The 26,207-nt window shown below is 47.2% G+C and carries 23 protein-coding genes; 15 read left to right on the plus strand and 8 right to left on the minus strand.

What is annotated here, in order from left to right; genetic code table 11:
- Positions 1–24 precede the first annotated feature (24 nt).
- From MD588_RS00180 to MD588_RS00195, 4 genes are all read left to right on the plus strand, one after another.
- Complete coding sequence (locus MD588_RS00180) at positions 25–1,443, plus strand: aminotransferase-like domain-containing protein (RefSeq protein WP_265694740.1); 1,419 nt, start codon at positions 25–27, stop codon at positions 1,441–1,443.
- A 496-nt stretch (positions 1,444–1,939) separates the two neighbouring features.
- Entirely contained in the window at positions 1,940–3,037 is a 1,098-nt protein-coding gene (locus MD588_RS00185; RefSeq protein ID WP_265695167.1) for a PQQ-dependent sugar dehydrogenase, read from the plus strand.
- Positions 3,038–3,166: 129 nt separating this feature from the next.
- Complete coding sequence (locus MD588_RS00190) at positions 3,167–3,337, plus strand: hypothetical protein (protein ID WP_265694741.1); 171 nt, start codon at positions 3,167–3,169, stop codon at positions 3,335–3,337.
- Between the two features lie 3 nt (positions 3,338–3,340).
- The gene (locus MD588_RS00195; RefSeq protein WP_265694742.1) at positions 3,341–4,552 is read left to right on the plus strand and encodes an MFS transporter; all 1,212 of its coding nucleotides are present in this window, start codon (positions 3,341–3,343) and stop codon (positions 4,550–4,552) included.
- Positions 4,553–4,684: 132 nt separating this feature from the next.
- Here the strand turns inward: MD588_RS00195 and htpX are convergent, their stop codons facing one another.
- Positions 4,685–5,563 carry a protease HtpX gene (gene htpX / locus MD588_RS00200; protein WP_265694743.1) on the minus strand — a complete coding sequence of 293 codons (879 nt, stop codon included), beginning with the start codon at positions 5,561–5,563 and terminating at the stop codon, positions 4,685–4,687.
- 720 nt (positions 5,564–6,283) lie between these two features.
- Between htpX and MD588_RS00205 the strand changes: the two genes are divergently transcribed.
- Entirely contained in the window at positions 6,284–6,445 is a 162-nt protein-coding gene (locus tag MD588_RS00205; RefSeq protein WP_265694744.1) for a hypothetical protein, read from the plus strand.
- Between the two features lie 302 nt (positions 6,446–6,747).
- Complete coding sequence (locus MD588_RS00210) at positions 6,748–7,404, plus strand: hypothetical protein (RefSeq protein WP_265694745.1); 657 nt, start codon at positions 6,748–6,750, stop codon at positions 7,402–7,404.
- A 73-nt stretch (positions 7,405–7,477) separates the two neighbouring features.
- On the opposite strand, the gene bioD is transcribed toward MD588_RS00210, so the two are convergent.
- From bioD to bioB, 4 genes are read right to left on the minus strand one after another with little or no spacing between them, the layout of a single operon-like run.
- Complete coding sequence (gene bioD, locus MD588_RS00215; RefSeq protein WP_265694746.1) at positions 7,478–8,158, minus strand: dethiobiotin synthase; 681 nt, start codon at positions 8,156–8,158, stop codon at positions 7,478–7,480.
- Entirely contained in the window at positions 8,151–8,975 is an 825-nt protein-coding gene (gene bioC / locus MD588_RS00220; protein WP_265694747.1) for a malonyl-ACP O-methyltransferase BioC, read from the minus strand. The genes bioD and bioC overlap by 8 nt, the downstream gene beginning before the upstream one ends.
- Positions 8,968–10,116 (minus strand): 8-amino-7-oxononanoate synthase, encoded by a 1,149-nt coding sequence (bioF, locus tag MD588_RS00225; RefSeq protein WP_265695168.1) that lies wholly within the window; start codon positions 10,114–10,116, stop codon positions 8,968–8,970. Before bioF ends, bioC begins: the two co-directional genes overlap by 8 nt.
- The gene (bioB, locus tag MD588_RS00230) at positions 10,103–11,155 is read right to left on the minus strand and encodes a biotin synthase BioB (protein WP_265694748.1); all 1,053 of its coding nucleotides are present in this window, start codon (positions 11,153–11,155) and stop codon (positions 10,103–10,105) included. Before bioB ends, bioF begins: the two co-directional genes overlap by 14 nt.
- 216 nt (positions 11,156–11,371) lie before the next feature.
- On the opposite strand from bioB, the gene bioA reads away from it, so the two are divergent.
- Positions 11,372–12,631: an adenosylmethionine--8-amino-7-oxononanoate transaminase gene (bioA, locus tag MD588_RS00235; RefSeq protein WP_265695170.1), complete on the plus strand. Its 1,260-nt coding sequence runs from the start codon at positions 11,372–11,374 to the stop codon at positions 12,629–12,631.
- 90 nt (positions 12,632–12,721) lie between these two features.
- The gene (locus tag MD588_RS00240; RefSeq protein WP_265694749.1) at positions 12,722–13,306 is read left to right on the plus strand and encodes an LON peptidase substrate-binding domain-containing protein; all 585 of its coding nucleotides are present in this window, start codon (positions 12,722–12,724) and stop codon (positions 13,304–13,306) included.
- Between the two features lie 102 nt (positions 13,307–13,408).
- On the opposite strand, the gene MD588_RS00245 is transcribed toward MD588_RS00240, so the two are convergent.
- Positions 13,409–13,777: a thiol-disulfide oxidoreductase DCC family protein gene (locus tag MD588_RS00245; protein WP_265694750.1), complete on the minus strand. Its 369-nt coding sequence runs from the start codon at positions 13,775–13,777 to the stop codon at positions 13,409–13,411.
- Positions 13,778–14,275: 498 nt separating this feature from the next.
- On the opposite strand from MD588_RS00245, the gene MD588_RS00250 reads away from it, so the two are divergent.
- The 5 genes from MD588_RS00250 (at position 14,276) to MD588_RS00270 (ending at position 19,991) form a co-directional block, all read left to right on the plus strand.
- Positions 14,276–15,856 carry an L-lactate permease gene (locus MD588_RS00250; protein WP_265694751.1) on the plus strand — a complete coding sequence of 527 codons (1,581 nt, stop codon included), beginning with the start codon at positions 14,276–14,278 and terminating at the stop codon, positions 15,854–15,856.
- Positions 15,857–15,965: 109 nt separating this feature from the next.
- The gene (locus MD588_RS00255) at positions 15,966–16,685 is read left to right on the plus strand and encodes a (Fe-S)-binding protein (protein WP_265694752.1); all 720 of its coding nucleotides are present in this window, start codon (positions 15,966–15,968) and stop codon (positions 16,683–16,685) included.
- Between the two features lie 12 nt (positions 16,686–16,697).
- Complete coding sequence (locus tag MD588_RS00260; RefSeq protein ID WP_265694753.1) at positions 16,698–18,110, plus strand: LutB/LldF family L-lactate oxidation iron-sulfur protein; 1,413 nt, start codon at positions 16,698–16,700, stop codon at positions 18,108–18,110.
- An 11-nt stretch (positions 18,111–18,121) separates the two neighbouring features.
- Entirely contained in the window at positions 18,122–18,895 is a 774-nt protein-coding gene (locus MD588_RS00265; protein WP_265694754.1) for a LutC/YkgG family protein, read from the plus strand.
- Between the two features lie 193 nt (positions 18,896–19,088).
- The gene (locus MD588_RS00270) at positions 19,089–19,991 is read left to right on the plus strand and encodes a LysR family transcriptional regulator (RefSeq protein ID WP_265694755.1); all 903 of its coding nucleotides are present in this window, start codon (positions 19,089–19,091) and stop codon (positions 19,989–19,991) included.
- Between the two features lie 120 nt (positions 19,992–20,111).
- On the opposite strand, the gene MD588_RS00275 is transcribed toward MD588_RS00270, so the two are convergent.
- Positions 20,112–20,399 carry a hypothetical protein gene (locus MD588_RS00275; protein WP_265694756.1) on the minus strand — a complete coding sequence of 96 codons (288 nt, stop codon included), beginning with the start codon at positions 20,397–20,399 and terminating at the stop codon, positions 20,112–20,114.
- A gap of 204 nt (positions 20,400–20,603) precedes the next feature.
- Positions 20,604–21,818 (minus strand): sugar metabolism global transcriptional regulator Mlc, encoded by a 1,215-nt coding sequence (mlc, locus tag MD588_RS00280; protein ID WP_265694757.1) that lies wholly within the window; start codon positions 21,816–21,818, stop codon positions 20,604–20,606.
- 374 nt (positions 21,819–22,192) lie between these two features.
- Here mlc and queE point away from each other — a divergent pair, with 374 nt between their 5' ends.
- Together queE and MD588_RS00290 are read left to right on the plus strand one after the other, a co-directional pair.
- The gene (gene queE, locus MD588_RS00285) at positions 22,193–22,861 is read left to right on the plus strand and encodes a 7-carboxy-7-deazaguanine synthase QueE (RefSeq protein ID WP_265694758.1); all 669 of its coding nucleotides are present in this window, start codon (positions 22,193–22,195) and stop codon (positions 22,859–22,861) included.
- Between the two features lie 252 nt (positions 22,862–23,113).
- Positions 23,114–25,921 carry a hydrogenase expression protein HypA gene (locus MD588_RS00290; protein ID WP_265694759.1) on the plus strand — a complete coding sequence of 936 codons (2,808 nt, stop codon included), beginning with the start codon at positions 23,114–23,116 and terminating at the stop codon, positions 25,919–25,921.
- Positions 25,922–26,207: the final 286 nt, after the last annotated feature.

Genomic DNA, 26,207 nt, shown 5'->3' on the forward strand with positions numbered 1-26,207 from the left:
GATTCCAAACCTAGGAGACGTAGCGTGTCAAAAAAATACCAACTGGTTGTCAAACTTATCAACGAGCGAATCGATAGGCAAAGCTACCAACCCGGTGATAAGCTCCCCTCCATTCGGGAATTAAGTACCCAGCTGGCAATCAGTAAAAATACTGTCATCCGCGCCTATCAACAGCTCGAGGCCAGCCAGCTGATAGAAGCACACCCGCGTTCAGGTTACGTGGTCGCCAGACGAGCAAGCCCGAGTATCGCAACCATCAGTGAACCCGGCTATGTCGACTTGATGTCGCTAAGTAAAGAAATCATGAGCCTTCCTCTTTCCCGTCATGTGTTGGCAGCAGGCTCTGCCCACCCTGATACTGACTTTCCCGCGATTCGCTCCCTCTATGCTGAAATAGGCCGTCATAGTCGCTACCAGACAAATATACCAAGCCACTACCAGCTACCGCCGGGTAACGAAGAGTTAATCAGACAAATCGTATTTCTTACTCAAGATTTAGGTATAACGACTTCTGCCAAAGAAATCTTAATTACTCATGGCGCACAACAAGCCATTAGTCTTAGCCTGCAAGCAATCACCCAGCCTGGTGATATAGTGCTGGTTGAATCACCCAGTTATTTTGGCAATTTGTTGCTGCTTGAGTCACTGGGACTGAAAGTCGTCGAGATCCCAGCCAGCGTTACCACTGGTATCGACCTTAAAGCCCTGGAACAAGCATTAGAGCGCTGGGATGTGGCGGCTATTATTATCAATCCTAGTTTTAACAATCCGACGGGCTATCTAATGAGCCAGCCCGATCGGCTGCATTTTTTAGATATCACCCACGGCATCCCCATTATCGAAGATGATGTCTTCGGTAGGTTGGCTTATGGTCACAGACCGTCGCCGCTTAAGGCACTCGATAGTGAAAACAGAGTTATTTATTGCAACTCACTGTCGAAGACACTAGATTCACGACTTCGAATTGGTTGGGTGATTGCCGGGCAGTATCAGCACCAAATTGAAAAGCGGCTGATGACCGATAATATGGGCAGTTTGAACTTGATGCAGTCTGCCGTGGGGCAATTTTTGACGACAGGTAAATACCGCCAGCACTTGAGCAAAATTCGAAAAAGTTATTCCAAGAAACACCGTCTTTTCTATCAAACCTTCACCATGGAACTTGATCACTACCCACAGCTAAAAAATCAATATCACCTTTCTCAGCCGGAAGGTGGTTTTTTATGCTGGCTGACATTGCCCGAAACAGCCGACAGTAACGCTATTTATCGCGATGCACTCCAACATGACATCACTATACTCCCAGGAAATATGTTCAGCACCCAAAGTCAGCATAACCACTGTATTCGAATAAGCTTCGCGACTTTCGAAATAAACGACTCGTGGACAAAGGGCCTGAAAACGCTCGCGCGGATAATTGCGTCTCACCTCGATACAAGATAACACAATGTCGCAATACCTTGATAATCTTAGCTATTAAAATTAGGCTTATTAATTCGAATTAGCGCTTTGAGTTACAGGACTGGTTATGGCAGGTATCGTAGAATTTATACTATTGATGGTATTTAGCGTATTCAAAGAGCCTGATATCACAGTAGACAGTTTGGAGCATCTGCACAACGCATCCCTCATCACAAGCAACGGCATAACATTTAATCGTACAGTGGTCTCGGCTATCGCCAGCTCTCCACAGTCACTTCATCAGTGTCAGTATGAACAAGGCAATGCTATAAACCGCACAACTCTGCGTAGTTGCTCCCCATAATGGCCGACAGTTTTGTGGAGAAAACACCTTTATGCTTAAATATCGACCGACAGGGAAATTGAAGTATTCTTAGCCTTTAATTACTAAATAAGTATGCCACCCAAAGGTTGCGCCATGATGAAAATCACTTTCTATGATCTATTCACCCGCAATTTAGCCATGCTTTTCGTCATAATGCTTTTCTCGTTTAATGGATTAGCCGCTCCAGCTCTTACCGGCACAAGCAGTAATATGTCATTTCAGGTTGATCTCATCGCCAGCAACTTGCAGATCCCATGGGGAATGACATTTATCAGCCCCCAAAAATTACTCATTACCCAGCGTCATGGTAAAGCAGTTATCGTGGATACGACTGACAGTTCCATCACTCAAGTTAACGGGCTTCCCGAAGTCGATGCCAAAGGGCAAGGGGGGCTACTTGATGTCGCAGTCGAACCGGCTTATAAAGCACCTGATGGCTGGCTCTATTTTACCTACAGCAAAGCCGTTAATGATCGTGCTGTCACCGTCTTAGCCCGGAGCCGACTAACGGAAAATACGCTTACTCATTGGCAAGAACTACTCGTCTCCGATTCTGCCTCTTCAACCTACCGCCATTTCGGCAGCCGTATCGCTTTCGACTTACAAGGCCACCTGTTTTTCTCCATTGGTGATCGCGGGGAGCGGCCTAATGGGCAGGATCTCACCACCCATGCCGGCAGCATTCTGCGCCTGAATCTGGATGGAGCCGTTCCGCCAGATAACCCGTTTGTCGGCCACCCGACGGCTTTGCCTGAAATATGGAGCTATGGTCACCGCAACCCCCAAGGGCTTGCGTATGACACCACAACCCAGCAGCTCTGGACAATAGAGCATGGTCCACGCGGTGGCGATGAAATCAATCTCATCGAAAAAGGCAAAAACTACGGCTGGCCAATTACTTCGCATGGTAAAGAATACTGGGGGCCAATTTCAGTCGGAGAGTCAACAGAAAAAGAAGGGATTGAATCGCCGAAAAAAGTCTATATCCCATCAATTGCGCCAGGCAGCCTAATACTCTATACCGGAAACGCTTTCCCTAACTGGCAAGGTGATCTCTTTGCAGGTGCACTGAAACTGCAGCATATAAATCGCACCACTCCAGATTCTAAGGGGAATATCATCGCCGAAGAGCGACTCGTTTCTGAGCTTAATCAGCGCATTCGGGCACTGATTCAAAGCCCTGAAGGCTGGATTTACTTCTCAACTGACGATGGAAATCTTTATCGCCTTTCTCCACTTGACGAGCAGTAACGACTACCCCCACATCACGCATTTGGAGACAATGCATAATATGCATCACCCATTTGAGTTTTATTCATTTGTCTCATAACTTTTATTCCTCTACTATCCCGCCCTCTTTTTCAACACCTTGAGACACTGATGTTTTCTCAATCACTTTTTGCACAACTGGCTCGTATGGGCCTATTGCTGATCATAACTCTTTTTGGGGTTCATCATTGCCAGCCTTTGCTGGATTCACTGGCACAGCAAGCCATGAATGGCGGCTGCCATCAGCAAAACACTATCGAACCAAACTATTCAGGGCTTTAAACCATGAGCATATTTCGCTTTCCACTACTTGTGTGGATGGGGATTGGAACATTAATTATCAGCCTAGGGATCAGGCAATCTTTTGGTATTTTCATGATGCCAATCTCAAACCATTTTGATACCGGCCGAGAATTTTTTAGCCTGGCTATTGCTCTTCAGAACTTACTTTTTGGTGTTTTCCAGCCATTTGTCGGCATGGCAGCTGACCGCTGGGGAGCACAACGTATCATTTGGGCCGGTGCAGTTGCATACAGCCTGGGGCTCTATCTAACCTCTATTGCCATTGAACCAAGCTGGCTCTACCTCTCTCTAGGAGCCTTGGTTGGCTTGGGGTTAAGTGCCACCAGCTACGTTATCATTTTGGGGGCTGTAGCACGGGTTGTACCCGCTAAACACACAGCGAAAGCATTCGGCCTAACAACTGCGGCGGGCTCTTTCGGTATGTTCGCAGTGATCCCAGGAGCGCAAACACTGCTTAGCACGTTTAATTGGCAATCCACGCTACAAATCTTTGCTATGCTTTGCTGCCTGATGCTGGCTTTTTCCTGTTTCATCCGAAGCAAACCGAGCAAATCAGGTGCGCAAGGGGCAACCAGTGAAGATAGTCAAACACTGCGAGAGGCACTTAAGGAAGCCTTCACTAACCGTAGTTATTGGTTAATTCACATGGGGTTCTTCGTCTGCGGCTTCCATGTCATGTTCATTGCTACCCACCTGCCAAGCTACTTAGCTGACAAGGGACTTCCCGGTACGACCGCTGCCATGGCATTAGCAAATGTCGGAATTTTTAACATCTTCGGCACCTACTTTTGGGGGCTTGTTGGAGACAAGTACAACAAGCGCTATGTCATGTCCTCCCTCTACTTAATCCGTACTGTCGTAATCGCCGCATTTGTTATATTTCCGGTCACGGTCGAAACCGCGGCTTTTTTCGGCGGGGCAATTGGTTTTTGCTGGCTTGGAACCGTTCCTCTGACCTCTGGGCTGGTCAGACAAATCTTTGGGGCTCGATACCTGTCTACATTATACGGGCTGGTTTTCTTTACTCACCAGGTTGGCAGCTTCTTGGGTGCCTGGTTTGGTGGCCGTATCTACGACTATTATGGTAGCTACGAACCTATCTGGTGGACAACGGTTGCAATGGCTTTCCTCGCCGCGCTTATCCATTTGCCGGTTGATGATCGTCCGGTTTCGCGCCTCGCTACAGCTTCCTGATACAACGAGCCTATCCCACCACATAGGCATGCTTTGACTTAAGCCTTAATTCCGGGCATAAAAAAGCCCTTTTGCCGCCCACCTCAACAAGGCTTGGAGCAAAAGGGCTTTTACTGCGAATTAAATCAAGGTTTACAGATGCTCACCACGACGAAGTGCATCGATGCGCTTGTCCAATGGTGGATGCGTCATGAACAACTCAGACAACGACTTCTTGCCATTAATACCAAAGGCCATCATTGAGCCCTCAAGCTGAGATTCATGGCTAACTTTTAAGCGCTCAAGCGCTGCAATCATCTTCTCTCTTCCGACAAGATGCGCAGAGCCCGCATCGGCTTTAAATTCACGATGGCGGCTGTACCACATCGTCAAAATACTCGCCAGGAAGCCAAACAGAACTTCCATGATCGAAGAAACAATGAAGTAAGTCATATAGCTGCCGCCTTCCCCTTCTTCGTCATTGTTGTTCACACCACTAATGATCCCGGCAACTAGGCGGGATACAAAAATAACGAAGGTATTCACCACCCCCTGCATAAGGGTCATGGTTACCATATCGCCATTGGAAATGTGGCTGACTTCGTGTGCCAGTACCGCTTCAGCCTCATCTCGCGTCATGCTATGAAGCAAGCCTGTTGATACCGCAACCAGAGAATCATCACGCTTTGCTCCTGTCGCAAAAGCATTGATATCTGCCGAGTCATAAACAGCAACCGTTGGCATCCCGATGCCAGCTTGCTGGGCCTGACGAGAGACGGTTTCCATTAACCAATGTTCTGTCTCATTGCGAGGATGCTCGATCACCATGCCACCCACTGAGCGCAATGCCATTGATTTTGACATAAACAGTGAGAACAGCGAGCCGCCAAAACCAAACAGTGCTGCCATTACCAACAAACCTGACAAGCTGCCAGGCTGCATACCGGTAAAGGCATAGATAACGTTCAAGACAACACTGAAGACCAGCATTACGGCAAGGTTAGTTGCCAGGAACAATGCAATTCGCTTCATATTTTTAATTTTCTCCAATAACAAAAAGCTTTCAGCTTGGTACAAAAGGGATGTAAAACCTTACATTCAAGGCGATACCAAAGTGTCCACCCCGTTTGCTATGTATATACCCAAGTGACTTCAAGATGCTTGTTCAGCGAGAATTAATTTGCTTCTAGGCAAGACGCTGATTTGAAAACATAGTTACTCTACGTTAAAAATCAGCAACACCGCATAGAAGCAAATGAAACTCGCCCTTCGGGAGTGAGTTAGCGTATTCACTTCTGTGTCAAATAAGTTTGAAAGGGGTTACCATTCCTACACTCATTTTCCTTGAATTGAACACGCTAGGCTCACTCTGAATCCTGCATTTTGAAGTCTCTTGGGTATAGTATGGTCGATCAAAGTAATTACAAGTAAAAGAGTTAAATTGTTACGTTTCGTTATTTTTATTGATCATAATGTTCAACATATCACTTGGTATCCAAGCCGTCTATTGGCAGGCAGCTAGCAAGCCAAAAATGCTAGCCGTGGTTACCCTTTATCAGCCACGGCTTCATAACTACACTCCACATCAGTGTGGAGATGCATCACTGACACCATGCTGAACAGTCGGTGATTTAGATCATAAATGGCAGCTTTAGACTTTAGTCTTATTGAAAGTACGAGAGCGTTGATTTATTGTCGAAGGCATAGCAACAAAGATTCAGTATACCGTTGTCGAATTATCAAGGAGGAATGATGGCTGACCACGAAAATTACCAGGTTGCAATTGATATCCTACGCTGTCATCTTGGTATGTCAGCAGACGAAGCTCATAAAGAACTTGGTATTGAGCCTGCTGGCAACAAGAAGCTAAATGACACACAGGAAGCGCTTATCGGCCTTACCAGCGACAGCTAATATGTATCAACCTAATGCTTAAATACCTCCTCTTTTGAGGAGGTTTTTGTTTCTATACTCTTAACTAGAGCAGCTGCACTTTCAGATCCCACTTTGCAGCCCTTCCTCTTTGCACTAAATGCAACCACCACCATAATTTAGATTACCTAGAAAGAGAATAAATGTGACTTCCGTCACTAAAGACAGCCTGCATTCAGTATGCCCATACTATACTTAGACCCCATAACAAACGATGACAAATTATCCTGCTCGCTTAGCTTATTGATCTATAAACTAAGCGAGCAGAATTATGGTTCTAAATTATGCAATCTACTCTAATCAAAAATGATCATGCCCAGGCTAAAGCGCAGCCATTTCATCCCTTATTAAAATCTAGCGCATATTTCTTTGGGATCGCCATACTGCTTGCTATATCAGCATTTAGTATTCACCTTGAAGTCATCCATATCAGTGGCAATGTTGGTGAAGACTCCCTTGTTGAGCAACTTCAGGAATTCTATCTACTGATCGTGGGGACTCTTTTTGCCGCCGTTGCTATCAAGCATAAGGCACAGCGAAATTTCGCCATCTTAGCCAGTGCCTTTTTTTACATCATGCTGATCCGAGAACTAGATGGCCTGTTCGATCAAATTAGCCATGGTTTTTGGAAGTACCCTGCTTGGCTGTTAGCTACCATGGCGATTGGTTTTGCCTGGAGCAATAAAAAACAGACAGTTAATCAGCTGGTAAAATACACTCAACACAGAAGCTTTGGACTGATGCTTGCCGGTGTTGCAACACTTCTCGTCTTTGCTCGCATCTACGGTATGGGAGTTTTATGGCAAGGAGCAATGCAAGAGAACTATATGCGCTCTGTTAAAAACTTAGCAGAGGAAGGGACGGAGTTGCTTGCATATAGTCTGATTTTGTTTTCAGCTGCCTGGTACTGTTTACCAGAACTGTTCAAAAAGAAGCAATAGCCGAAACATCATAACAAACAAAAAAACCCTGCCTAAGCAGGGTTTTCGTTTATCAGCCAGTAATATTGGCGCTTTATAATCCCAAAGGAGAAAGGTCAATATACTTCGACAAATCACGCTTCTTAATACCTGGCATATACGGGATCTCGCCCAGTTTTTGACCCGGTAGATTTTCTTCCAGCATTCGGATGATTTCAGCGTAGTTTTCTGTAGCCGGATTAATTCGGTTAGCTACCCAACCGACCATTTCCAAGCCGTCGTTTTTAATGGCCTCTGCAGTCAGGATGGCATGGCTCAAGCAGCCAAGCTTAACCCCAACAACCAAGATCACCGGGAGCTTCTCGCGCTTAACCCAGCTAGACAAAAAATCAATACGTGAGACCGGCACACGCCAACCTCCCGCACCTTCTACCAGGACAACGTCAGATTTATCTTTTAGGTGATCCAGACCTTGCGTCAAAACATCAAAGTCAATCACACGGTTTTCTTGTTCTGCGGCCAAATGCGGCGATACTGCAGCTTCAAACGCGTAAGGGTTAACTTCATCGTAAGCTAGCTCCACGACAGAGGCATCCTGAATATACAGTGCATCTGAATTACGCATCCCCTCGTCGGTCGGCGCACTGCCAGACGCAACAGGCTTATAACCCGCCATCTTAATGTTCGCGCTGCCAGCTGCGTGTAAAATTGCGCGAGAGGCAACAGTTTTACCAACTTCGGTATCTGTTCCTGCTACAAAGAAAGCGTTAGTCATTAATTATTACTCCAAAACAGACTTGATATGTTGCCGGCAGTTGGCCATTCTCATCTCGAAACTCATCATAAGCGCTCTCTAATGCCTGTATCGTTTTACGACCGGCCAAGCCTGCTTTGCGCTCTTGCTGCAGATGTGTCGCCCCTATCCCTTTCAGGTCTTTCATGAGTTCAACTGCCGTTGTGTAATGCATTGTGATCGGCGTAAATTCTAGGCCAACATTCGGGCACCCTGCTTGCGCCAGCGCAAGTTTTATGGCTTTTTGCGAAAGAAACTCGTTCACATGTTGATATTGATCAACCTGCTGCCAGGCCCTTGAAAGCTCAAATAACGAGCCATCGGCGAGGGTGCTAAACAGCATTAGCCCCCCTGGTTTCACCACGCGCTTGAGCTCTTTGAGAGGAACAGACAGATCATCACACCACTGCAAGGCCAAGCTCGTAAAGGCTATATCGAACTGATTATCATCAATTGGCAAGTTCTCGGCATCTGCTTCTAGATAGCTAGCTGCTTGCCCGCAACGCATTTCGGCCTGCTGCAACATCTGTAAAGACAAATCAGCAGCACAGACCTGATACCCCCGGTGCAATAACTGTTCACTGAAATAGCCCGTCCCGCAACCAAGATCCAATGCGCGAGTACCGGCAGGAGTGACAACAGGTAACTTGTCGAGCAATAAATGACCAACCTGCCGTTGAAATGCTGCTGCTTTGTCATAATGTCTGGCGGCACGGCCGAAAGCCTCGGCAATCGCCTGTTTGTCTTGTCTCTGGGGCTCATGCTGACCATGAGTGGCTGCATTCATTACGTTAGTCATGAATCACCTCATTTATACCGGTAGCTAACTTCTCTACATCTGCTCGGCTATGGGCTGCCGTTAGTGTGATACGAAGGCGGGCGCTGTTAACAGGCACTGTAGGCGGACGGATTGCACTCACCCAGAGACCACGCTCTTTCAAGGCAAGGGAAACTGCCACAGCTTTCTCACTGCCACCAATAATCAGTGGCTTAATCGGTGTCGAGGTGGCTCTTAAATCAATACCCGACTCAACTCTCTCACTCAGTAACTCACTCAGTTCAAGCAACTTTTCACGTCGCCATCCGCCTTGCTGAATCATCGAGCAGGCTTTACTCAGCGTATAGGCCTGAGCCGGTGGCATTGCTGTCGAATAAATGAAATGACGGGCAAACTGCACCAAATAATCAGCCGTATCTTCACTGCACAATACCGCCGCGCCCTGAAGTCCGAATGCTTTACCGAAGGTTACGATCAGAATATCAGCCTTCACTCCGGCATGTTCGCAGCTGCCTTTCCCTTGTTCGCCAAGTACCCCGCACCCATGGGCATCATCAACCACCAGCCAACTGCCATATCGAGTACACAACGACTTTATCTCAGCCAATGGTGACAAATCACCGTCCATACTGAAGACGCCTTCCGTCACCACCAAAGAGCTAGCTTCAGAGCGTTGAAAAGTACGATGCAAAGCAGCGGTATCGTTATGGGCGAAGCGGCGCATTGTGGCTGGTGATAACATCCCCGCTTCCATTAAAGATGCATGATTCAACTTATCCTGGATCAGGACATCGTCTTTTTCGAGCAGCGTAAACAACACCGCCTGGTTGGCACTGAACCCACTACTGAATAGCAATGCACGCTCATAGCCAAGCCAGTCAGTTAATTGCGCTTCCAGTTCATGGTGAGCAGTGTGAAACCCGGTTACTAACGGTGAAGCGCCACTTCCGGCTCCATACAGGCTCAAACCCTGCTGCCAGGCCGCAACCAATTCTGGGTCCTGCGCCAGCCCGAGGTAATCATTGCTGGAGAAATTAACAAACGAGCTTCCCTGGCAGTCCACCACCTGCTGGCTACGGCTTAGGCTGGTGCACTGGCGATACAAGCCCTGAGCTTTTCGCTCGCTTAGGGCTTGCTGTATGCGCTGCTTAAAGTGAGGCATCGTAGAACAGATCGTCTTTCGTCGGACGCGCCGCGACACGCTCGGCTACTTTCCCCAGCAACTCCTGCTCCTGCACTTCATCAGGTTTTGCCGCTTGCTGCTGACGGTTGATACCCAGCTTTTCAAATAGCTGCATATCTTTGTCTTCACCCGGGTTTGGCGTTGTCAGTAGCTTACAGCCATAAAAGACCGAATTAGCCCCTGCCATGAAACATAAGGTTTGCATTTGCTCGTTCATGTCTTCACGGCCGGCAGACAAACGAACGGCTGACTTCGGCATAATAATACGCGCGACGGCAATAATACGGACAAAATCAAACGGGTCGACATCATCAACGGTTTCCAGCGGTGTCCCTTTCACTTTAACCAGCATGTTGATCGGCACGCTTTCAGGGTGAGTCGGCAGGTTGGCAAGTTCAACCAGCAAACCGGCACGGTCGCGTGAACTTTCCCCCATACCAATAATACCGCCAGAGCAGATCTTCATCCCTGCATCACGGACATGACTCAGAGTATCAAGGCGATCCTGATAGGTACGGGTGGTAATGATATTGCCGTAATACTCTGGCGAGGTATCCAGGTTGTGGTTATAGTAATCAAGCCCAGCCTCCGCAAGCTCATTCGCCTGATCACCGGTGATCATGCCAAGCGTCATACAGGTCTCCAGCCCCATCTCTTTCACGCCACGCACCATATCAAGTAGGTACGGCATATCGCGCTCTTTGGGATTCTTCCAGGCTGCGCCCATACAGAATCGAGTCGCCCCCGACACCTTGGCTTTATTCGCTGCGTCCAATACTCGCTCAACTTCCAGCAAGCGTTCACGCTCAACATCGGTACGGTAATGGGCACTTTGCGGACAGTACTTACAATCTTCCGGGCAGGCGCCTGTTTTAATTGAAAGTAAGGTACTCACCTGCACTTTATTGGGCTCGTGATACTGACGATGGACTTGCTGCGCTTCAAACACCAAATCCATAAACGGCTTTTCAAATAAGGCTTGAACTTCCTCGACTGTCCAGTCGTGACGTACTTCCACGTGTAGTAACCTCTTTCATCAGTGACGGCTCAGCTTCTGGAGATCATTAGGGCCATAGGCTGAGCAATGACTTTATTATTCTGTTTTCATTTGAATCAGAGCATTAAATCTCGACTCAAACGGCTATCAATACTTGGCTAGTCTACTTTGACTTAGTAGACTGTCAACTATCAACAAGGAGCAAGGTTTACATCTGTGCAAAAAATAATCAACAATATTGATCTGGAATTTGACCAGCAGCACGTCTGGCATCCATATACGTCGACGCTCAATCCGTTGCCCTGTTATCCGGTTGAGAGCGCTGAAGGAGTCTATCTAAAGTTGGAGGATGGACGCGAAATTATTGACGGCATGTCATCCTGGTGGTCCACCATTCATGGCTATAACCACCCTGAACTGAACCAGGCCGCAAAGAACCAGCTTGATAAAATGTCTCATGTCATGTTCGGGGGCATTACTCACCAACCGGCCGTAGAATTATGTCGCAAACTGGTTGATATGACCCCTGAACCACTGCAGCATGTTTTCCTTGCCGACTCAGGCTCGGTAGCCGTGGAAGTTTCGCTGAAAATGGCTTTGCAATACTGGCACGCCAAGGGAGAACGACGACCTAAATTTCTTACCGTCAAGCATGGCTACCATGGCGACACTTTTGCTGCCATGTCTGTGACCGATCCTAACAACTCAATGCACAGCCTGTATAAGGGATTCCTGCCCGAGCACATTTTTGCCCAATCGCCAGAATGTCCTTTTAATGGTGAGTGGAACGAAGATGATGTCCTAGACTTCAAACACAAGCTGGAAGCCAATCACAGTGAGATTGCAGCTGTCATCATTGAGCCCATCGTGCAGGGTGCCGGCGGGATGCGAATATACCACCCGACATTCCTTAAGCGAGTGCGCGAGCTGTGTGATCAATACGGTATTTTGCTCATCGCTGATGAAATCGCCACCGGTTTTGGTCGTACCGGAAAATTATTTGCCTGTGAACATGCCGAGATCAGCCCGGATATTATGTGTATCGGTAAAGCATTGACCGGCGGCTATATGACACTGTCTGCCACTCTGGCCACCAAGCATGTCGCAGATACAGTATGCAGTGGCGAGGCGGGTTGTTTTATGCACGGCCCAACCTTCATGGGTAATCCGCTGGCCTGTGCCGTGGCAAATGCAAGCCTTGAGCTACTGCAGAAAGGCCACTGGCATCAGCAGGTGGCTGATATTGAAAAACAACTGGCCGAATCCTTACCCGAGATCGGTAAACTGGAGAAAGTAAAAGACGTCCGTTGGCTCGGAGCAATTGGAGTCGTCGAACTCCACGAGCCCGTCAATATGGCCGAAATACAGAAGGCTTTTGTAGACAACGGTGTCTGGATTCGCCCTTTCGGTACGCTTGTCTACATAATGCCACCATTTATCATTAAGCCACAGGAACTTAGCCGCCTGACTTTAGCAATATTACGAACTCTTCAGTAGTATCGAAAAGCAGACAATTTCCTACAATTGTCTGCTTATACTAATCACTGAGCGTTACAACTATTAATAATGTCAGTAAGGCTATTTATTATGCAGTTACCTCTTTTTCCGTTACAGCTGTATTTGTTACCGGGTGGTATCAGCAAAATCAAAATCTTTGAACCACGATATACGCGTTTAGTGAAAATAGCGATGGCCTCAGGTGATGGCTTCGGTATTTGCATGAAAGATGAAGACTCACTCTGTCACTTCGGCACTCGCAGCATAATCACTGACTTTGAACGTTTACCCGATGGCCTGTTAGGCATAACAGTCAAAGGTATTGAAAAATTTGTTATAAACGATCACTGGCAAGAGGAGGATGGATTACGGTTTGGTGATACCACGCTGATGAAAAATTGGTCTCCAACAGAGATGAAGTTTGTAGATCGTGATATTTCAAATAGTTTACGTGCCCTGTTTGATGAATATCCAGAGCATGCAGCCAATTATCCGATACCAGATTACAATGACATGACTTGGGTGTGCCAGCGTTGGCTGGAAATTCTACCTTTGGAAATAAACCAGAAACAGTGGTTTATGAGTCGAAATGATCATCGTGCTGCTTTGTCATTTCTACGTAATGTCATCGATGAGCAATTAAAGAGTAATAAACAAGAAGGGGAGAACCTTTAGCTACATCAACTCAATCAATGTCTTTGGATGTGTTAGTTAACAGCGACATGGTTGAGGTTATTTACACCCTAATACTAACTATAACTTATTGTTTTATTGCCGTTACCCCCGACCATCACGAGCTAAACGCTCGTCAACCTGTCGCCGATACCACTTTGACAATCGATGACGAATGAACGGAACTTGAATGACCCACGCTACCGGTTTCAGCCACCAGATTTGCTTCAGCAACAGAATATAGGCGTCAAGTTCTCGAAATACCCTCCCATCACAATCCTGAAGATGTAACTCTCGAAGAGCCAAATCGGGATCAATTCCATACTGGATCAAGTAACTCTCTTTACCCGTGATATCAAACCACTCAACCTTATCAATGTGTTTGCCCAGCCATAGTTCATATCGCTTACGATCCCTCACACAGCTAGGACATGAACCATCATAGAACACCGTTATGGTCGCTTTTCCAGTCATTCGTTATTACTCCGAACAAAAAAGTTGCTCCGCTAAAATGACTCTTTAAGTGTAGAAAACAATAATGAAGATGAAGCCTGTATAGGCAATTTCGTTGTTAATTTACAACAAAACAAGAGAATACTAGTAATAAACATTACCATTCATAAAATAACTGCCCTGAACTTGCTATTTTTTCGCCTCTTTCATTTATTGACGATCGCAAAATGATTGTTTCCATTACTTGACCAATACTAGGTAAGACCAACAGCAAAAATAAATAAGCAATTGATTATTAAGATAATTGCAACCAGCCTAATTTTAGCATTTGGTCACTAGTCACAATTAATGCATTTGTCCGACTTATGTAAAACAAAAAACAGATAGCCAGATAACTTTTCCTACCTAGAATACTCCCCCCACAACGCCGCTGGACCTCAAGGTCTATGTCAATCGTTAGTAACTAAAAAAATAACACCAAAACATGACCCGACAGCTACCAACAGAGTGGGATACACAATGCTAAACCTTGCAATATCCGTCGTACCGATTTTGCTACTCATCTGGATGATGACCAAAAAAGACGCCCTACCGTCACATATTGCGCTGCCTGTCACAGCCCTAATTATTGGCTTACTTCAACTCTTTTATTTTGGGACAGATACCACCACTCTCTCTGCCAATGTGATTGCCGGTATGTTGTCAGCCATTACCCCAATATCAATTATTGCCGGCGCAATCTTACTCAACCGCGTCATCGCCCTGTCAGGCGCCGAAGCGGTTATTCGCCAGTGGTTAGAGGGGATCAGCCGTAACCAAACAGCACAGCTGATGATTATTGGCTGGGCGTTTGCCTTTATGATTGAAGGTGCTTCAGGCTTTGGTACCCCAGCTGCTATCGCCGCCCCAATCCTTGTCGGTCTGGGCTTCAACCCGCTGAAGGTTGCGATGCTGGCATTAGTAATGAACTCGGTACCGGTATCGTTTGGTGCTGTGGGTACTCCCACCTGGTTTGGCTTCAGCAGCTTAGGCCTAGATGAGGCAAGCCTGTTAGAAACTGGTCGCCTATCAGCCCTGCTACATTCAATTGCAGCCTTCATCATCCCGGTCATCGCCCTAAAGTTTGTTGTCAGCTGGCAGGAAATCCGCCGTAACATGCTGTTCATCCAGCTTAGTGTCCTCTCCTGTACGGTACCGTACTTACTGTTTGCCCAGTGGAACTACGAGTTTCCGTCATTGATTGGCGGTGCCATTGGTTTGACCCTGTCGATCCTGCTTGCACGCTATAACATTGGTCTGGAAAGCCAGGAGCCAACATCACAAGAAAAAGCCGTGCATATTCCTTTCAAGACCACCTTGAGAGCCATGAGCCCGACACTCATGCTAATCGGCATTCTGATTGTTACCCGTATTCAGCAACTCGGTATCAAAGGAATGCTGACTGACAGCACGCCGCTATTTCACCTGAACCTGGGGTTTGCCGAGCTTACAGTTAGCCAGGCTCTGATCATCAAGTTAAGCCAAATTCTGGGGACAGATACCAGCTGGGCATACAAGACCTTGTACGTACCGGCATTAATCCCATTTTTGCTCGTTGTTCTCATTTCTATTCCAGTACTGAGCATGCAGCGAAGAGCTGTCAAACAGGCATTTACCGAAACCGCAAGCCGGATCAAGATGCCATTTGTAGCCCTTGTCGGCGCACTTATCATGGTGAAGTTCATGATGATTGGCGGGGATAACTCTCCGATCATGACAACCGGACAGGCCTTCTCCGATCTTATGGGTACCAACTGGCAATGGGTCGCATCCTACCTTGGTGCGTTGGGTGCATTCTTCTCTGGTTCCGCTACCGTTTCCAACCTAACGTTCGGCGGTATTCAGCAGACCATTGCACAAAGTGTCGCCCTGCCGGAAACCACGGTTCTGGCGCTGCAATCGGTAGGGGCTTCGATGGGCAACATGGTGTGTATCAACAACATCATTGCCGTATCGACAATTTTAGGCATAGCCAACAAAGAGGGCTACATCATCAAACTTACAGTCATCCCTATGGTGCTGTATGGCGTAATAGTCGCTGTTGTCAGTGCCTTTATCTAATAAACGCAACAATTAAAACAATATCTACTCGGTACAGAGTGCCCTAACGGCACTCTGCATCAACAAAATTATTACAAAACAGCGGATTAACCGTCACTGGAGCAATATCATGAAGGTAAACTTTTTTGCCACCTGTCTGTGCGACACGGTCAAAGCCGAGGTTGCCAAGAAGAGCGTCGAGTTATTGGAACAGCTTGGCTGCGAAATCATCTTTCCTGAGAAGCAAGGATGCTGCGGCCAGCCTTCATTAAATAGTGGCTATATTGAAGGCAGCAAGCCTGCAATGAAAAACCTTATCGTCGCGTTCGAGGAAAATGATCACCTTATCGTTACCCCGGCCGGCTCTTGCGCCGCTTCAATCAAACGTTATCCGGAGTATCTGGCCGATGAACCTGAATGGGCAGCCCGCGCCCAGAAAGTTGCAGATCGCCTACTTGAGCTGACTCAGTTTATCGTCAACAAACTTGGTGTTGAAAACGTCGGTGCCCGCCTGAAAGGACGCGCTGTTTACCACCCGTCATGCAGCCTGATCCGTAAACTTGGCGTACGCGAAGAGCCATTACGCCTGCTGGCCAATGTTGAAGGCCTAGAAATGTTACCCATCAAAAACCAGGAAACCTGCTGTGGTTTCGGCGGTACCTTCTCGGTCAAGATGTCTGAAATTTCCGGTGAAATGGTGAAAGAAAAAGTCCACCACATCTGCGAAGTTGAGCCAGAGTACCTGATTGGTGCCGACATCAGCTGCCTGATGAATATCGGTGGCCGTATGACCCGCGAAGGTCGCCCGGTCAAGGTCATGCACATTGTTGATGTCTTGATGAGTCGTTAAGGGGACGCTGTTATGTCGATGAAAACCAGTAATATCAAATTTAAAGATCGTCTAGACGTTCAGATGAAAGACGACTTCATGCGCAAATCTGTTGCCAACGCTCAGGAGCGCATGTTCACCAACCGTGCTATTGCCGCCGAAAAACTGGGGAACTGGGAAGAGTGGCGAGAAATGGGCATGGATATCCGTAACCACGTTCTAGAAAACTTGGACTACTACCTTCAGCAACTCAGTGACAATGTCCAAAACAATGGCGGTCATGTTTTCTTTGCCCGAACAGCAGAAGAAGCAACGGCCTATGTCGAAAATATTATTCAAGAGAAAAATGCCAAGAAGGTCGTCAAATCCAAATCGATGGTGACGGAAGAAATTGGCCTGAACAAAATCATCGAGCGCAATGATTGCGAAGTTGTCGAGACGGACCTTGGCGAATATATCCTGCAAGTTGATGACTGTGATCCACCATCGCACATTGTGGTTCCTGCGCTGCATAAAAACCGTACCCAGATCCGTGATGTCTTCAAAGACAAAATTGACTACCAGGGCTCTGACGATCCGGAAGAGATGACCCGTTATGTCCGAAACTACATCCGACATGACTTTCTGGAAGCCGATATCGGTATCACCGGTTGTAACTTCGCGGTAGCAGAATCAGGCACCGTTACCTTGGTCACCAACGAAGGTAACGCGCGTCTGGCCACCAGCCTGCCAAAAACCCACATTGCCGTAATGGGCATGGAGCGGATTGTTCCAACATTTGAAGAGCTGGATATTGTTGTCAGCCTGCTATGCCGAAGTGCCGTTGGCCTGCCACTGACAGGTTATGTCACTGCGCTGACAGGCCCACGTGAAGACGAGCACTGTGATGGTCCGGAAGAGTTCCACCTGGTAATTATCGACAATGGCCGTTCAGATATCCTGGGCTCTGAATTTAAAGATATTCTGCGTTGTGTCCGCTGTGCAGCCTGTGTGAATACGTGTCCGGCATACCGTCATATCGGAGGCCAATCTTACGGTTCTATCTACTCGGGGCCTATTGGTGCCGTACTATCGCCACTTCTTGGTGGTTACGATGATTTCAAAGATCTGCCGTACGCTTGTAGTCTTTGCCGCTCTTGTCATGATGTATGCCCGGTAAAAATCCCGCTTTCAGATCTTTTATTGAAACATCGTCAAAAAATGGCAGAGAGCAAACAGACCCCACTGCTTGAGCGCGCCTCCGTTGGAGCCTTCAACTTTGTTAATGCCCGTCCAATCCTATGGGGCAATACCGTGAAGGTTGGTGCGACGATGGCTAGCGGTCTGATCCGAAACGGCAAGCTACCGGTCAATGTCGGTGTCAGTGCATGGACCGAAACACGTGACCTACCCGATCCAGATGGCGAGTCTTTCCGTAGCTGGTTCAAAAAACGTAATCAGGGATAAAGGTGTAAATTATGGCTAATAACGACTCAGAAAAGACAATGGATCAGCAGCGTATCTATAACCGTGATAGTTTTCTAAACAACATTGCAGACAAACTAGGCCGGGAGCGCAAGACGACACCTGTAGAACGTCCAGCACTGAAGTACCGCTGCCACCATGATGTAATGGCCGAAGCAAGCCAAGAAGAACTCAAGGCGGTGCTGATCAACTATACAGAAACGGCTTTGGGTGCCCGTGCCGTCGAAACAACCAAAGCTGAGCTGGCAAAAACACTAAAATCTGTTTGCTTGCATTATTGCACCAACGAGGAAGAAGGAACTTCACGTCAAGACAGTGAAACCATTCTCTCTGCGGATGAAAGACTACTGGCTCTGGTAGACCCGACCGAGCTGGTTGATGAGCAGCATTTTGTTCATGTTTGGGATCAGTCCGCTGGCTATGAACCGAATATTTCCATTGCAGAGCGGGCTCAGGTCGGCGTTGTCTTTGCCGAGCAGGCTCTGGCTGAATCAGGCACCATGGTACTGTATAGCAACCCCGCACAGGGCCGGGCGATTAGCCTGTTGCCTGAAGCGTCGGTGTTCGTTGTACCGCAGAGCGCGTTGGTTGCCCGTCTGACCCAGGCGACAGCGGCACTACATGAAAAAGCCAAACACGGTGAACGGATTCCGTCCTGTGTCAACTTCATTTCAGGCCCGAGCTCAACGGCAGATATCGAGTTAATCAAAGTCGTCGGTGTGCACGGCCCCGTCTATGCGACTTACGTCATAATTAACGATATGTGATCAGGCCTCGTATCCCCTGATCTCATCCCACCAAAAGATGCAGTCGTTACGGCCGCATCTTTTGTGTTTCTGCCGCGAAGGCATTCACCTATACCCAAGTGACTTCATCTAGAAACCAATAGATTCTCGCTTAACAAGCACCCTGAAGTTACTTGGGTATATAATACTGTCAGTTTCAAGGAGTGACCGTACTATGCCCCAAATTGATGATCTCGTCTTATTTACCCAAGTGATTGAGCACGGCTCTTTCAGCAAAGTCGCAGAGTTGAATAAAATCACTAAGTCTGTCGTCAGCAAGCGAATTAGCAAATTGGAATCAGAGTTGGGTGTACAGCTCATCTACCGTACGACCCGAAAATTGACCCTCACCGAACCCGGTGAAATCTTGTATCACCGCTCAAAAGACATTAATCCCATTGCCCAGTCCGCCTTTGATGCCGTTACCGGTTTCAGTGAAGCACTATCAGGACATATCCGAATGTCTGTTCCGACGATATCCGGCGAATTGCTATTAGCAGAAGCCGTCTCTGATTTTTGTAGGCTGCATCCCGGCATGACAGTCGATATGTCGCTCGATAACCATTTTGTCGATTTGCTCTCAGACAATATTGACTTAGTGATCCGCACCGGCTATCTCGAAGACTCGAGCCTGATTGCCCGCCACATTTTCAACTCGCGCTGGATGATCTGTGCCTCGCCTGAGTACATCGAGCAAAACGGTATGCCACTGACACCAAAATCACTGCAGCACCATAACTGCCTTGGCTATAACCAACAGAGTACCGGGCCATTTGACTGGCAGTTTATCCGAAATGGTGAGTTATATACTTTAAAAGTCGCGGGTAACTTTTCTTCTGATAACGCCGCAGCCCTACGTAAATCTACGCTCGCGGGCAATGGCCTCTCCTACCTGCCCACTTGCCTGATTTATGATGATCTGCAAAAAGGTGAGCTGATAGAGGTTCTGCCTGAACATACCGGGAAGGTTGTTGGCATTTATGCGGTCTACCCCTATACCCGCAAGCCTGCCAAGCGAATACAAGCCTTGATCGAACATATCCGTGAGCGATACATGGAAATCAAGGATCGGTTTTAGTCATCAGTTAGCAATCGCATAGACTGAACAAGCTTGGTCTAGCGCGCAGTAAACTGATGATGCAAATCCATTAAATGGTCAGGGGTAAAACCAACCTCTTGAGGCTGGCTAACTTTCCAGTTAATTTCGCTTACGTTTGAATACGTCGATGCATAACTTCGATAATGACAAAGCAAATGCCGATATCGGGTTTGCAGCGTTATATTCTTCTAATGCGTAGATATAGTTCGACTTAAATTTCTCAACCGCTTCTTGTTCAGTTGCCGCATAGATGTAGTCATCTTCGACTTCGAAGCCTTGCGCGATTAATTGCTGCTTTTCCTGTAGAAAAGTTTCCGAGTCAGGATTAAGAAACGTAAACTGCTGACGATGGGTATTCGGCTGCACGAAAAATTGATATTTGCTCATTACATCTCCAATTCATTATCGTTACTGGCTCAATATAAGGCGAACGCTTCAATAGCGGCACAAGTCATTTAATGATTTTCGGCACAACTCTAATCTGGAGCGGTATCTTTCAGTCTTACAGCGCTAAAATCTAAAAAGCCGGACTCATCGTCCGGCTTTCTTAATTTATATGAGAGGTAATTTGCTTACTTCATAAAGCAGAGTCTAACCTTCAATCAACTTCATCAGCAAATGACCATCATACATTGCCTGCTTAACCAAGGCAGCCCCGGGCATCGTGGCCTGAGTGTAGAAGCTGCTCTGCTCTATCACGAGATCCTTGTTATACACCGGCAATGACTGGGTGCGGATGCAATCCATAATCGCCGGATACAATACACTCTTGGCACGATTAAACTCGCCGCCAATGAGTATTTTTTCTGGGTTAAACAGGTTTACCATAATTGCGATGGCCTGGCCGAGATTATGGCCGAGCTCCACAATCACTTGCCGCGCCAACGTATCGCCTTCGACGGCTGCATCACAAATTTTCTCAATCGTCAGTCGCTTACCGTGTAGACATGATGGATGGCCTTCACGTAACCGCTGCTCGACCTGTTCAATAATCGCCTTTAGGCTAGCAACGGTTTCCAAGCAGCCATGATTACCACAGAAACAACGCTTGCCGTAGGGTTTGATTTGAATATGCCCTAACTCACCGATGTTGCCAATGCGACCCTGCAGGACCACGTTATCCAGCACAATACCGGCCCCCACCCCATGGTGAATGGAAACCAAGATCGAGTTAGCCACATCCCTGGAGTTACCAAACAGTTTTTCAGCCAAAGCCCAAGAACGGGTGTCATTGCCAATAAACACAGGCAGCCCCGTTGCTTCATGAATCGCAGGACCCAGTTTAAGGTTATGCACCTCGTAATGGGGCATTTGCAGCACCACACCCTGCTCGGCATTGACCAGTCCCGGCAATGACACCGCAATGGCAGTGATCCGATCCAATTCACCCACATGGTTGGCAAAAAAGGTATTGATCTCACTAAGTAGCTTATCGAGAACGGCATCCTGTTGCAGTACCTCAATATCCTGGCGTTCTTCAACCAGAATATCACCACCAAGTTCGTGCAGGGCAATGGTGAGATACCCGCGCCCCAAACGAATAGACAAGAACTGCCAGCCTTCGTTAGCCGGAACCAACCCAATAGCCGGACGACCTCGACTGGTCGATTCCTGATACTGGGTTTCCTTAATCAGATGCGCTTCAATCAGCTCCCGGGTAATCTTGGTAATACTCGCGGGCGCCAGCTGACTACGTTTTGATAACTCTATACGTGAAATAGGGCCGTACTGGTCAATGAGTTTGTAGACGCTGCCGGCATTATTTCTTTTTATATGATCGATGTGACCAGGCTGAGCGACATACATGCCAATACTCCCGACATAAAAAGTGATAAAAATATACAGATTGAATTTTTTTACTTTGCGAACTAATTGTGAAGTCGAATCTTTCAAGGACGTGACATGCATCACGACGAATAGGTAAAGAAACCCATTTTTTGTGCTTGCACCAAGGGGAAAACGTGACTTTTCGTAATGATTTTTTTACCAGCGAAATTTAAAGTATGCTCCCAAAACACACTAATTGCCCTCAATAGAAACTAACATCACCGATATTAAGCATATTTTATATGCCATTTTTACCTAAAGACAATCATAAAGAGTTTTGACATAATGCTCTGCTGCTATTTTGCAGATGCTCTGTCGCAACAAGAAATGTTCAACTCGCCACGAGGTTAGCGGTGTACAAAATTAACGAAGTCTTTGAAACCATTCAAGGTGAAGGTGTTTTTACCGGCGTTCCTGCCATTTTTGTCCGGTTACAGGTCTGCCCTGTCGGTTGCTCATGGTGTGACACCAAGCAAACTTGGACAGCGGAACCACAGGATCTTACGACCTTGGAAGACATCATGGCAAAAAAAGCGGATTCACCGCTTTGGACCAATATTGATGCCAGTGGTCTGGTTAAACTTCTGCAAGACCAAGGCTACACGGCGAAGCATGTCGTTATAACTGGTGGCGAACCCTGCATCTATGACCTTGTCCCGCTAACTCTTGCCCTTGAAAATGCAGGATTCCGGTGCCAGATCGAAACCAGCGGCACATCGGAGATCAAAGCGACTAATGATACCTGGGTGACGGTATCACCTAAAATCAATATGAAAGCCAAGCTGCCAGTGCTTCCTTCGGCGCTTGAACGAGCAAATGAGATTAAGCACCCTGTAGGCACCACAAAAGATATTGAGCAATTGGATTCGCTGCTCAACGGCGTGGCGCTCAAGCCTGATGTCACGATTGCCCTGCAACCAATCAGCCAGAAACCACGCGCTACCGAACTTTGTATCGAAACATGTGTACAGCGGAACTGGCGCCTTTCAATCCAGACACATAAGTATTTGGCTATTGCCTAGGGCTTATCTCAAAACCTTGTCTCAAAGCCTTCTCAACCATTACTCCAAGCCGCTATTTCATCGCGGCTTGGTTGTTATAACAACCTTACTTTTTCTCTGACTTTCACGTAGTTACCCTTCGCCCATACGATTGAGATTCTTACATCTTAGATCTATGCCCTATCTCCAAGATCCCGCTACGCCTTTAACAATTGTTATAGCTCGCAAACCTATACTGAGCGCAAAACATAATAAATGTTTGGGGAAATTATTATGCGCGCATATCTAGGATATTGTCTTTTTGCGGCCTGTTGTCTATTGCTTGGCGGCTGTGGTGGCGGAGGAAAAAGCGATCCACCGGTCGCAGAAGGCGAAGCGGCCCCAACCTCGACCAAGTTTACTATCACCGTTGATACACCGGCAGGGTTATCAACGGCAAATCACCATCTCCCTTCACTCATCAGCAAAGCTTATGCCGAAGCTCAAACTACACTGAATGAACAGAATTTTGCCGCTGTCTGGCTGGACGGTAAAGGCAATGTACTGGAGCAAATTGAAATAACCAGTTGGGAAAACATGGACAATGGCACCTACGTGATAGAAGCAGGTACCCGCATCCGGCTCAACGCAGTATTATTGATTGACTTGTTTACCACTCCAGTTTTTACGGTTGGTGAAGCCCTCCCGAGCAATCTGTATATGGTGCCGCTCGCGGAAGATAGAATGACCGTCAACCTGAAGTCTTCTCTGGCTTTCTATGCGTTGGCTCAACGGGTGGTCCAAGATGAGAGTTGGGGGATATTCGAAGAGACCATCCTCGAGCCCTCAAGGAACAAAGTCTTCCAAGCCCAACAAGATCTCAATACTATTGCCGACGATCTTGAAGCCACCTTACTGCCGCAAGTTGGCCTGCAAAACCTCAGACTTCGCGATCTACTCTCCCTTTCTTTGGTAAAGGGGATGCTAGAAGGCAGAATGGAGCGCTTTGTCGCAGAGCAAAACGCAGTCAAAGCCAATATCGAAGAGATTTTGACTGACGGTTACTGGACAGTCAGCACCTTCAGCTCCAATGATGGAAGCGGCATCCTATCCGATAAAATGACCTACGATGGGCAAGAGACCAGTTATACCGAATATCGATGGGATAAAAACGGTGACGAAGATATCTCTCTCAACGAATTCTTTAACTACTTAAGCGGCTCAACCACATTCGGTTCTGAAGATATCAAGCACCAGATCTTGACGGCTGATGGTTGGACCGGGTTATTCGACTATCTGAAAGTCGAGGTCTCTACGGCTGCCTCTATGCTGCTTACCGATGCCGCACTCGAAAAAGAAGACGAGGCTGGCATTATGCTCGAAGCCAATGTTTACCCACTGGCTAACAAGAAAATGCACGACTTTCTTTCTAGTAAAGATAATTATTCCGTCACCCGCTACATTAAGCCGGATGAGCAATTTAGCGATACAGCCTTTGGCTTTTATTTCACCTGGCGCCCCGAGAACGAAACATACCTGCTTTGTGACAACAGAAATGATAATCCAGCCTGTCGGATCTCCCCGCAGTCGCAACCGGGTACCTATTACACCTCTCTTGCAGACGTGCGCACCCCGTCTGACTCAGTAGCGATAACCATTGATGATGTGAACGGGTTCAAGCTTGCTGACAATGTCATCGTCGAGGTGATTGACGACAACAACTTCACCGCTCGATATTGGGTCAATATTGCTGCAAATAACTGGAATGTTCAGGAGACGAGCGTCTGGGCACCAACGAGTGTCGCCGGCAAATCGATGATCCGCCTGGAAGTCCCCCAGAATATCAAAAAACTTGCCGCCAATTATGCGTTTGAGCACAGAAACCTTTTCTTGGTTGAAGACCGTGGTTTTGTCAATATTGGTGAAACCCTCCTCGACGGAGAAACCTTCCATTTCTCAGGCTTTGACAATAATGCCAAGGCACAAATATTTGCTGCTGCCAGCCGCAGCAACTTGCCTCCATTTGGTAGTTGCACCTTTGGTAACTCTCTGCCAGCCAATGAGGACAACTACCTTAATGCCGTTACCGAATGTGGCGGTGACGAGCGGTTCACCACTCAGGCAATCAATAGCCTTCTCGAACAGCACTTAGTACAGGTTTCCGAAGAGGGTGATGTGGCAGCCATTATTCTGGCTAATGACAATACTTGGAAGTTCTATGACAACAGCGTGCTCCAAGACGCCAACCGCGAGTGGGAACTGACACAAGAAGGCTATTTGAAACTGACACCTAACGTCTCACAACCCGAAAACTTCGATTACTGGGCACAGACAAACCTAGACCGCTCACAAGGTATTCTGGCAATCAAAGGATATTCAACACGTACCGACAGCAGTAACACGGTCAGCAACGAGCTCTTTAATCTAATGACCAAAGAATATGCCCCGGATCAACTGACGGCCTGTATCGACCAAGATTCCGGTTGGGATGCATCAACAACCACACCTATCGACAAGAAAAACCTCGATCAATACAACGATCAAACTTCACAATGCAAAATCATCTGGCAACAGCGTGAACCTCGTTTCACCGATGCCATGCTGATAGGACAAAGCGGTGATAACAGCGATGACATGGCCCTACGGTTTGAGGACGATTCCTCTCGCTACCTCCAACTGAGTGATAACTTTGAGGGTGACTTTTTCCTTGGCAACTACATTGATGAGGATGGCTGCAAGTTTAATATTCCCGTCAAATGGAAAATCGAAGAAAGCGGTACCCTGTATTACGAAGCAACAGACGGCTCACTAAACGAGAGAATTACCATTACTGACTCGGACGGCTTACGTTTTGCGATTAAAGCCTTTAATCACCAGACCCGCTGGCAAGATGATGAGACTTTGCTTTACACCGCCGGGGAAGGTGAAATATGGAGTGATATCATTACGCTAATTGACGCCTCAGGGGTGCCGAATGTCGAGCATATGGAGCTACTGAACAATCCGGCACCACCAGCCGAAGGCAAGGAAGTGGCTGGCACTGTCCTAAACGATGGCTTGGAATGTGCGCCTCCAGCACCTGGACCCGAGCCCACCCCTTAACCACCAAACTTAAAGCAACCTTTAGCGAGATACGCCAAGAAAAGCTCACATTGCCGAGCTTTTCTTGGCTATTGTTAGAAATCACGATATATCTTAAACCCTTCGTTGTTGTAACACTCATTCCATGTCCAACGTCACAATAACCAGAGCGAAACTATTTTTTAACACCAGCAATCATTACACTATAACCACAATAAAAATATAAGAAATAACAGGCTGAACTGTTATCAGAACCCGCCAATGTCGTTCTGCAAAAACCCGATACCAAGGCTGTCACTCATGCCTA

Origin of the sequence: Photobacterium obscurum (assembly GCF_026191635.1) — a bacterium.
Lineage (GTDB): Bacteria > Pseudomonadota > Gammaproteobacteria > Enterobacterales > Vibrionaceae > Photobacterium > Photobacterium obscurum.

Bases quoted from the DNA above. Each gene is read 5' to 3' on its own strand.
- MD588_RS00185 (WP_265695167.1), top strand. From the start codon at position 1,940: ATGCTTTTCTCGTTTAATGGATTAGCCGCTCCAGCTCTTACCGGCACA.
- MD588_RS00190 (WP_265694741.1), top strand. From the start codon at position 3,167: ATGTTTTCTCAATCACTTTTTGCACAACTGGCTCGTATGGGCCTATTG.
- MD588_RS00195 (WP_265694742.1), top strand. From the start codon at position 3,341: ATGAGCATATTTCGCTTTCCACTACTTGTGTGGATGGGGATTGGAACA.
- htpX (WP_265694743.1), bottom strand. From the start codon at position 5,563: ATGAAGCGAATTGCATTGTTCCTGGCAACTAACCTTGCCGTAATGCTG.
- MD588_RS00205 (WP_265694744.1), top strand. From the start codon at position 6,284: ATGGCTGACCACGAAAATTACCAGGTTGCAATTGATATCCTACGCTGT.
- MD588_RS00210 (WP_265694745.1), top strand. From the start codon at position 6,748: ATGCAATCTACTCTAATCAAAAATGATCATGCCCAGGCTAAAGCGCAG.
- bioD (WP_265694746.1), bottom strand. From the start codon at position 8,158: ATGACTAACGCTTTCTTTGTAGCAGGAACAGATACCGAAGTTGGTAAA.
- bioC (WP_265694747.1), bottom strand. From the start codon at position 8,975: ATGACTAACGTAATGAATGCAGCCACTCATGGTCAGCATGAGCCCCAG.
- bioF (WP_265695168.1), bottom strand. From the start codon at position 10,116: ATGCCTCACTTTAAGCAGCGCATACAGCAAGCCCTAAGCGAGCGAAAA.
- MD588_RS00240 (WP_265694749.1), top strand. From the start codon at position 12,722: ATGCAGTTACCTCTTTTTCCGTTACAGCTGTATTTGTTACCGGGTGGT.
- MD588_RS00245 (WP_265694750.1), bottom strand. From the start codon at position 13,777: ATGACTGGAAAAGCGACCATAACGGTGTTCTATGATGGTTCATGTCCT.
- MD588_RS00250 (WP_265694751.1), top strand. From the start codon at position 14,276: ATGCTAAACCTTGCAATATCCGTCGTACCGATTTTGCTACTCATCTGG.
- MD588_RS00255 (WP_265694752.1), top strand. From the start codon at position 15,966: ATGAAGGTAAACTTTTTTGCCACCTGTCTGTGCGACACGGTCAAAGCC.
- MD588_RS00260 (WP_265694753.1), top strand. From the start codon at position 16,698: ATGTCGATGAAAACCAGTAATATCAAATTTAAAGATCGTCTAGACGTT.
- MD588_RS00265 (WP_265694754.1), top strand. From the start codon at position 18,122: ATGGCTAATAACGACTCAGAAAAGACAATGGATCAGCAGCGTATCTAT.
- MD588_RS00270 (WP_265694755.1), top strand. From the start codon at position 19,089: ATGCCCCAAATTGATGATCTCGTCTTATTTACCCAAGTGATTGAGCAC.
- MD588_RS00275 (WP_265694756.1), bottom strand. From the start codon at position 20,399: ATGAGCAAATATCAATTTTTCGTGCAGCCGAATACCCATCGTCAGCAG.
- mlc (WP_265694757.1), bottom strand. From the start codon at position 21,818: ATGTATGTCGCTCAGCCTGGTCACATCGATCATATAAAAAGAAATAAT.
- MD588_RS00290 (WP_265694759.1), top strand. From the start codon at position 23,114: ATGCGCGCATATCTAGGATATTGTCTTTTTGCGGCCTGTTGTCTATTG.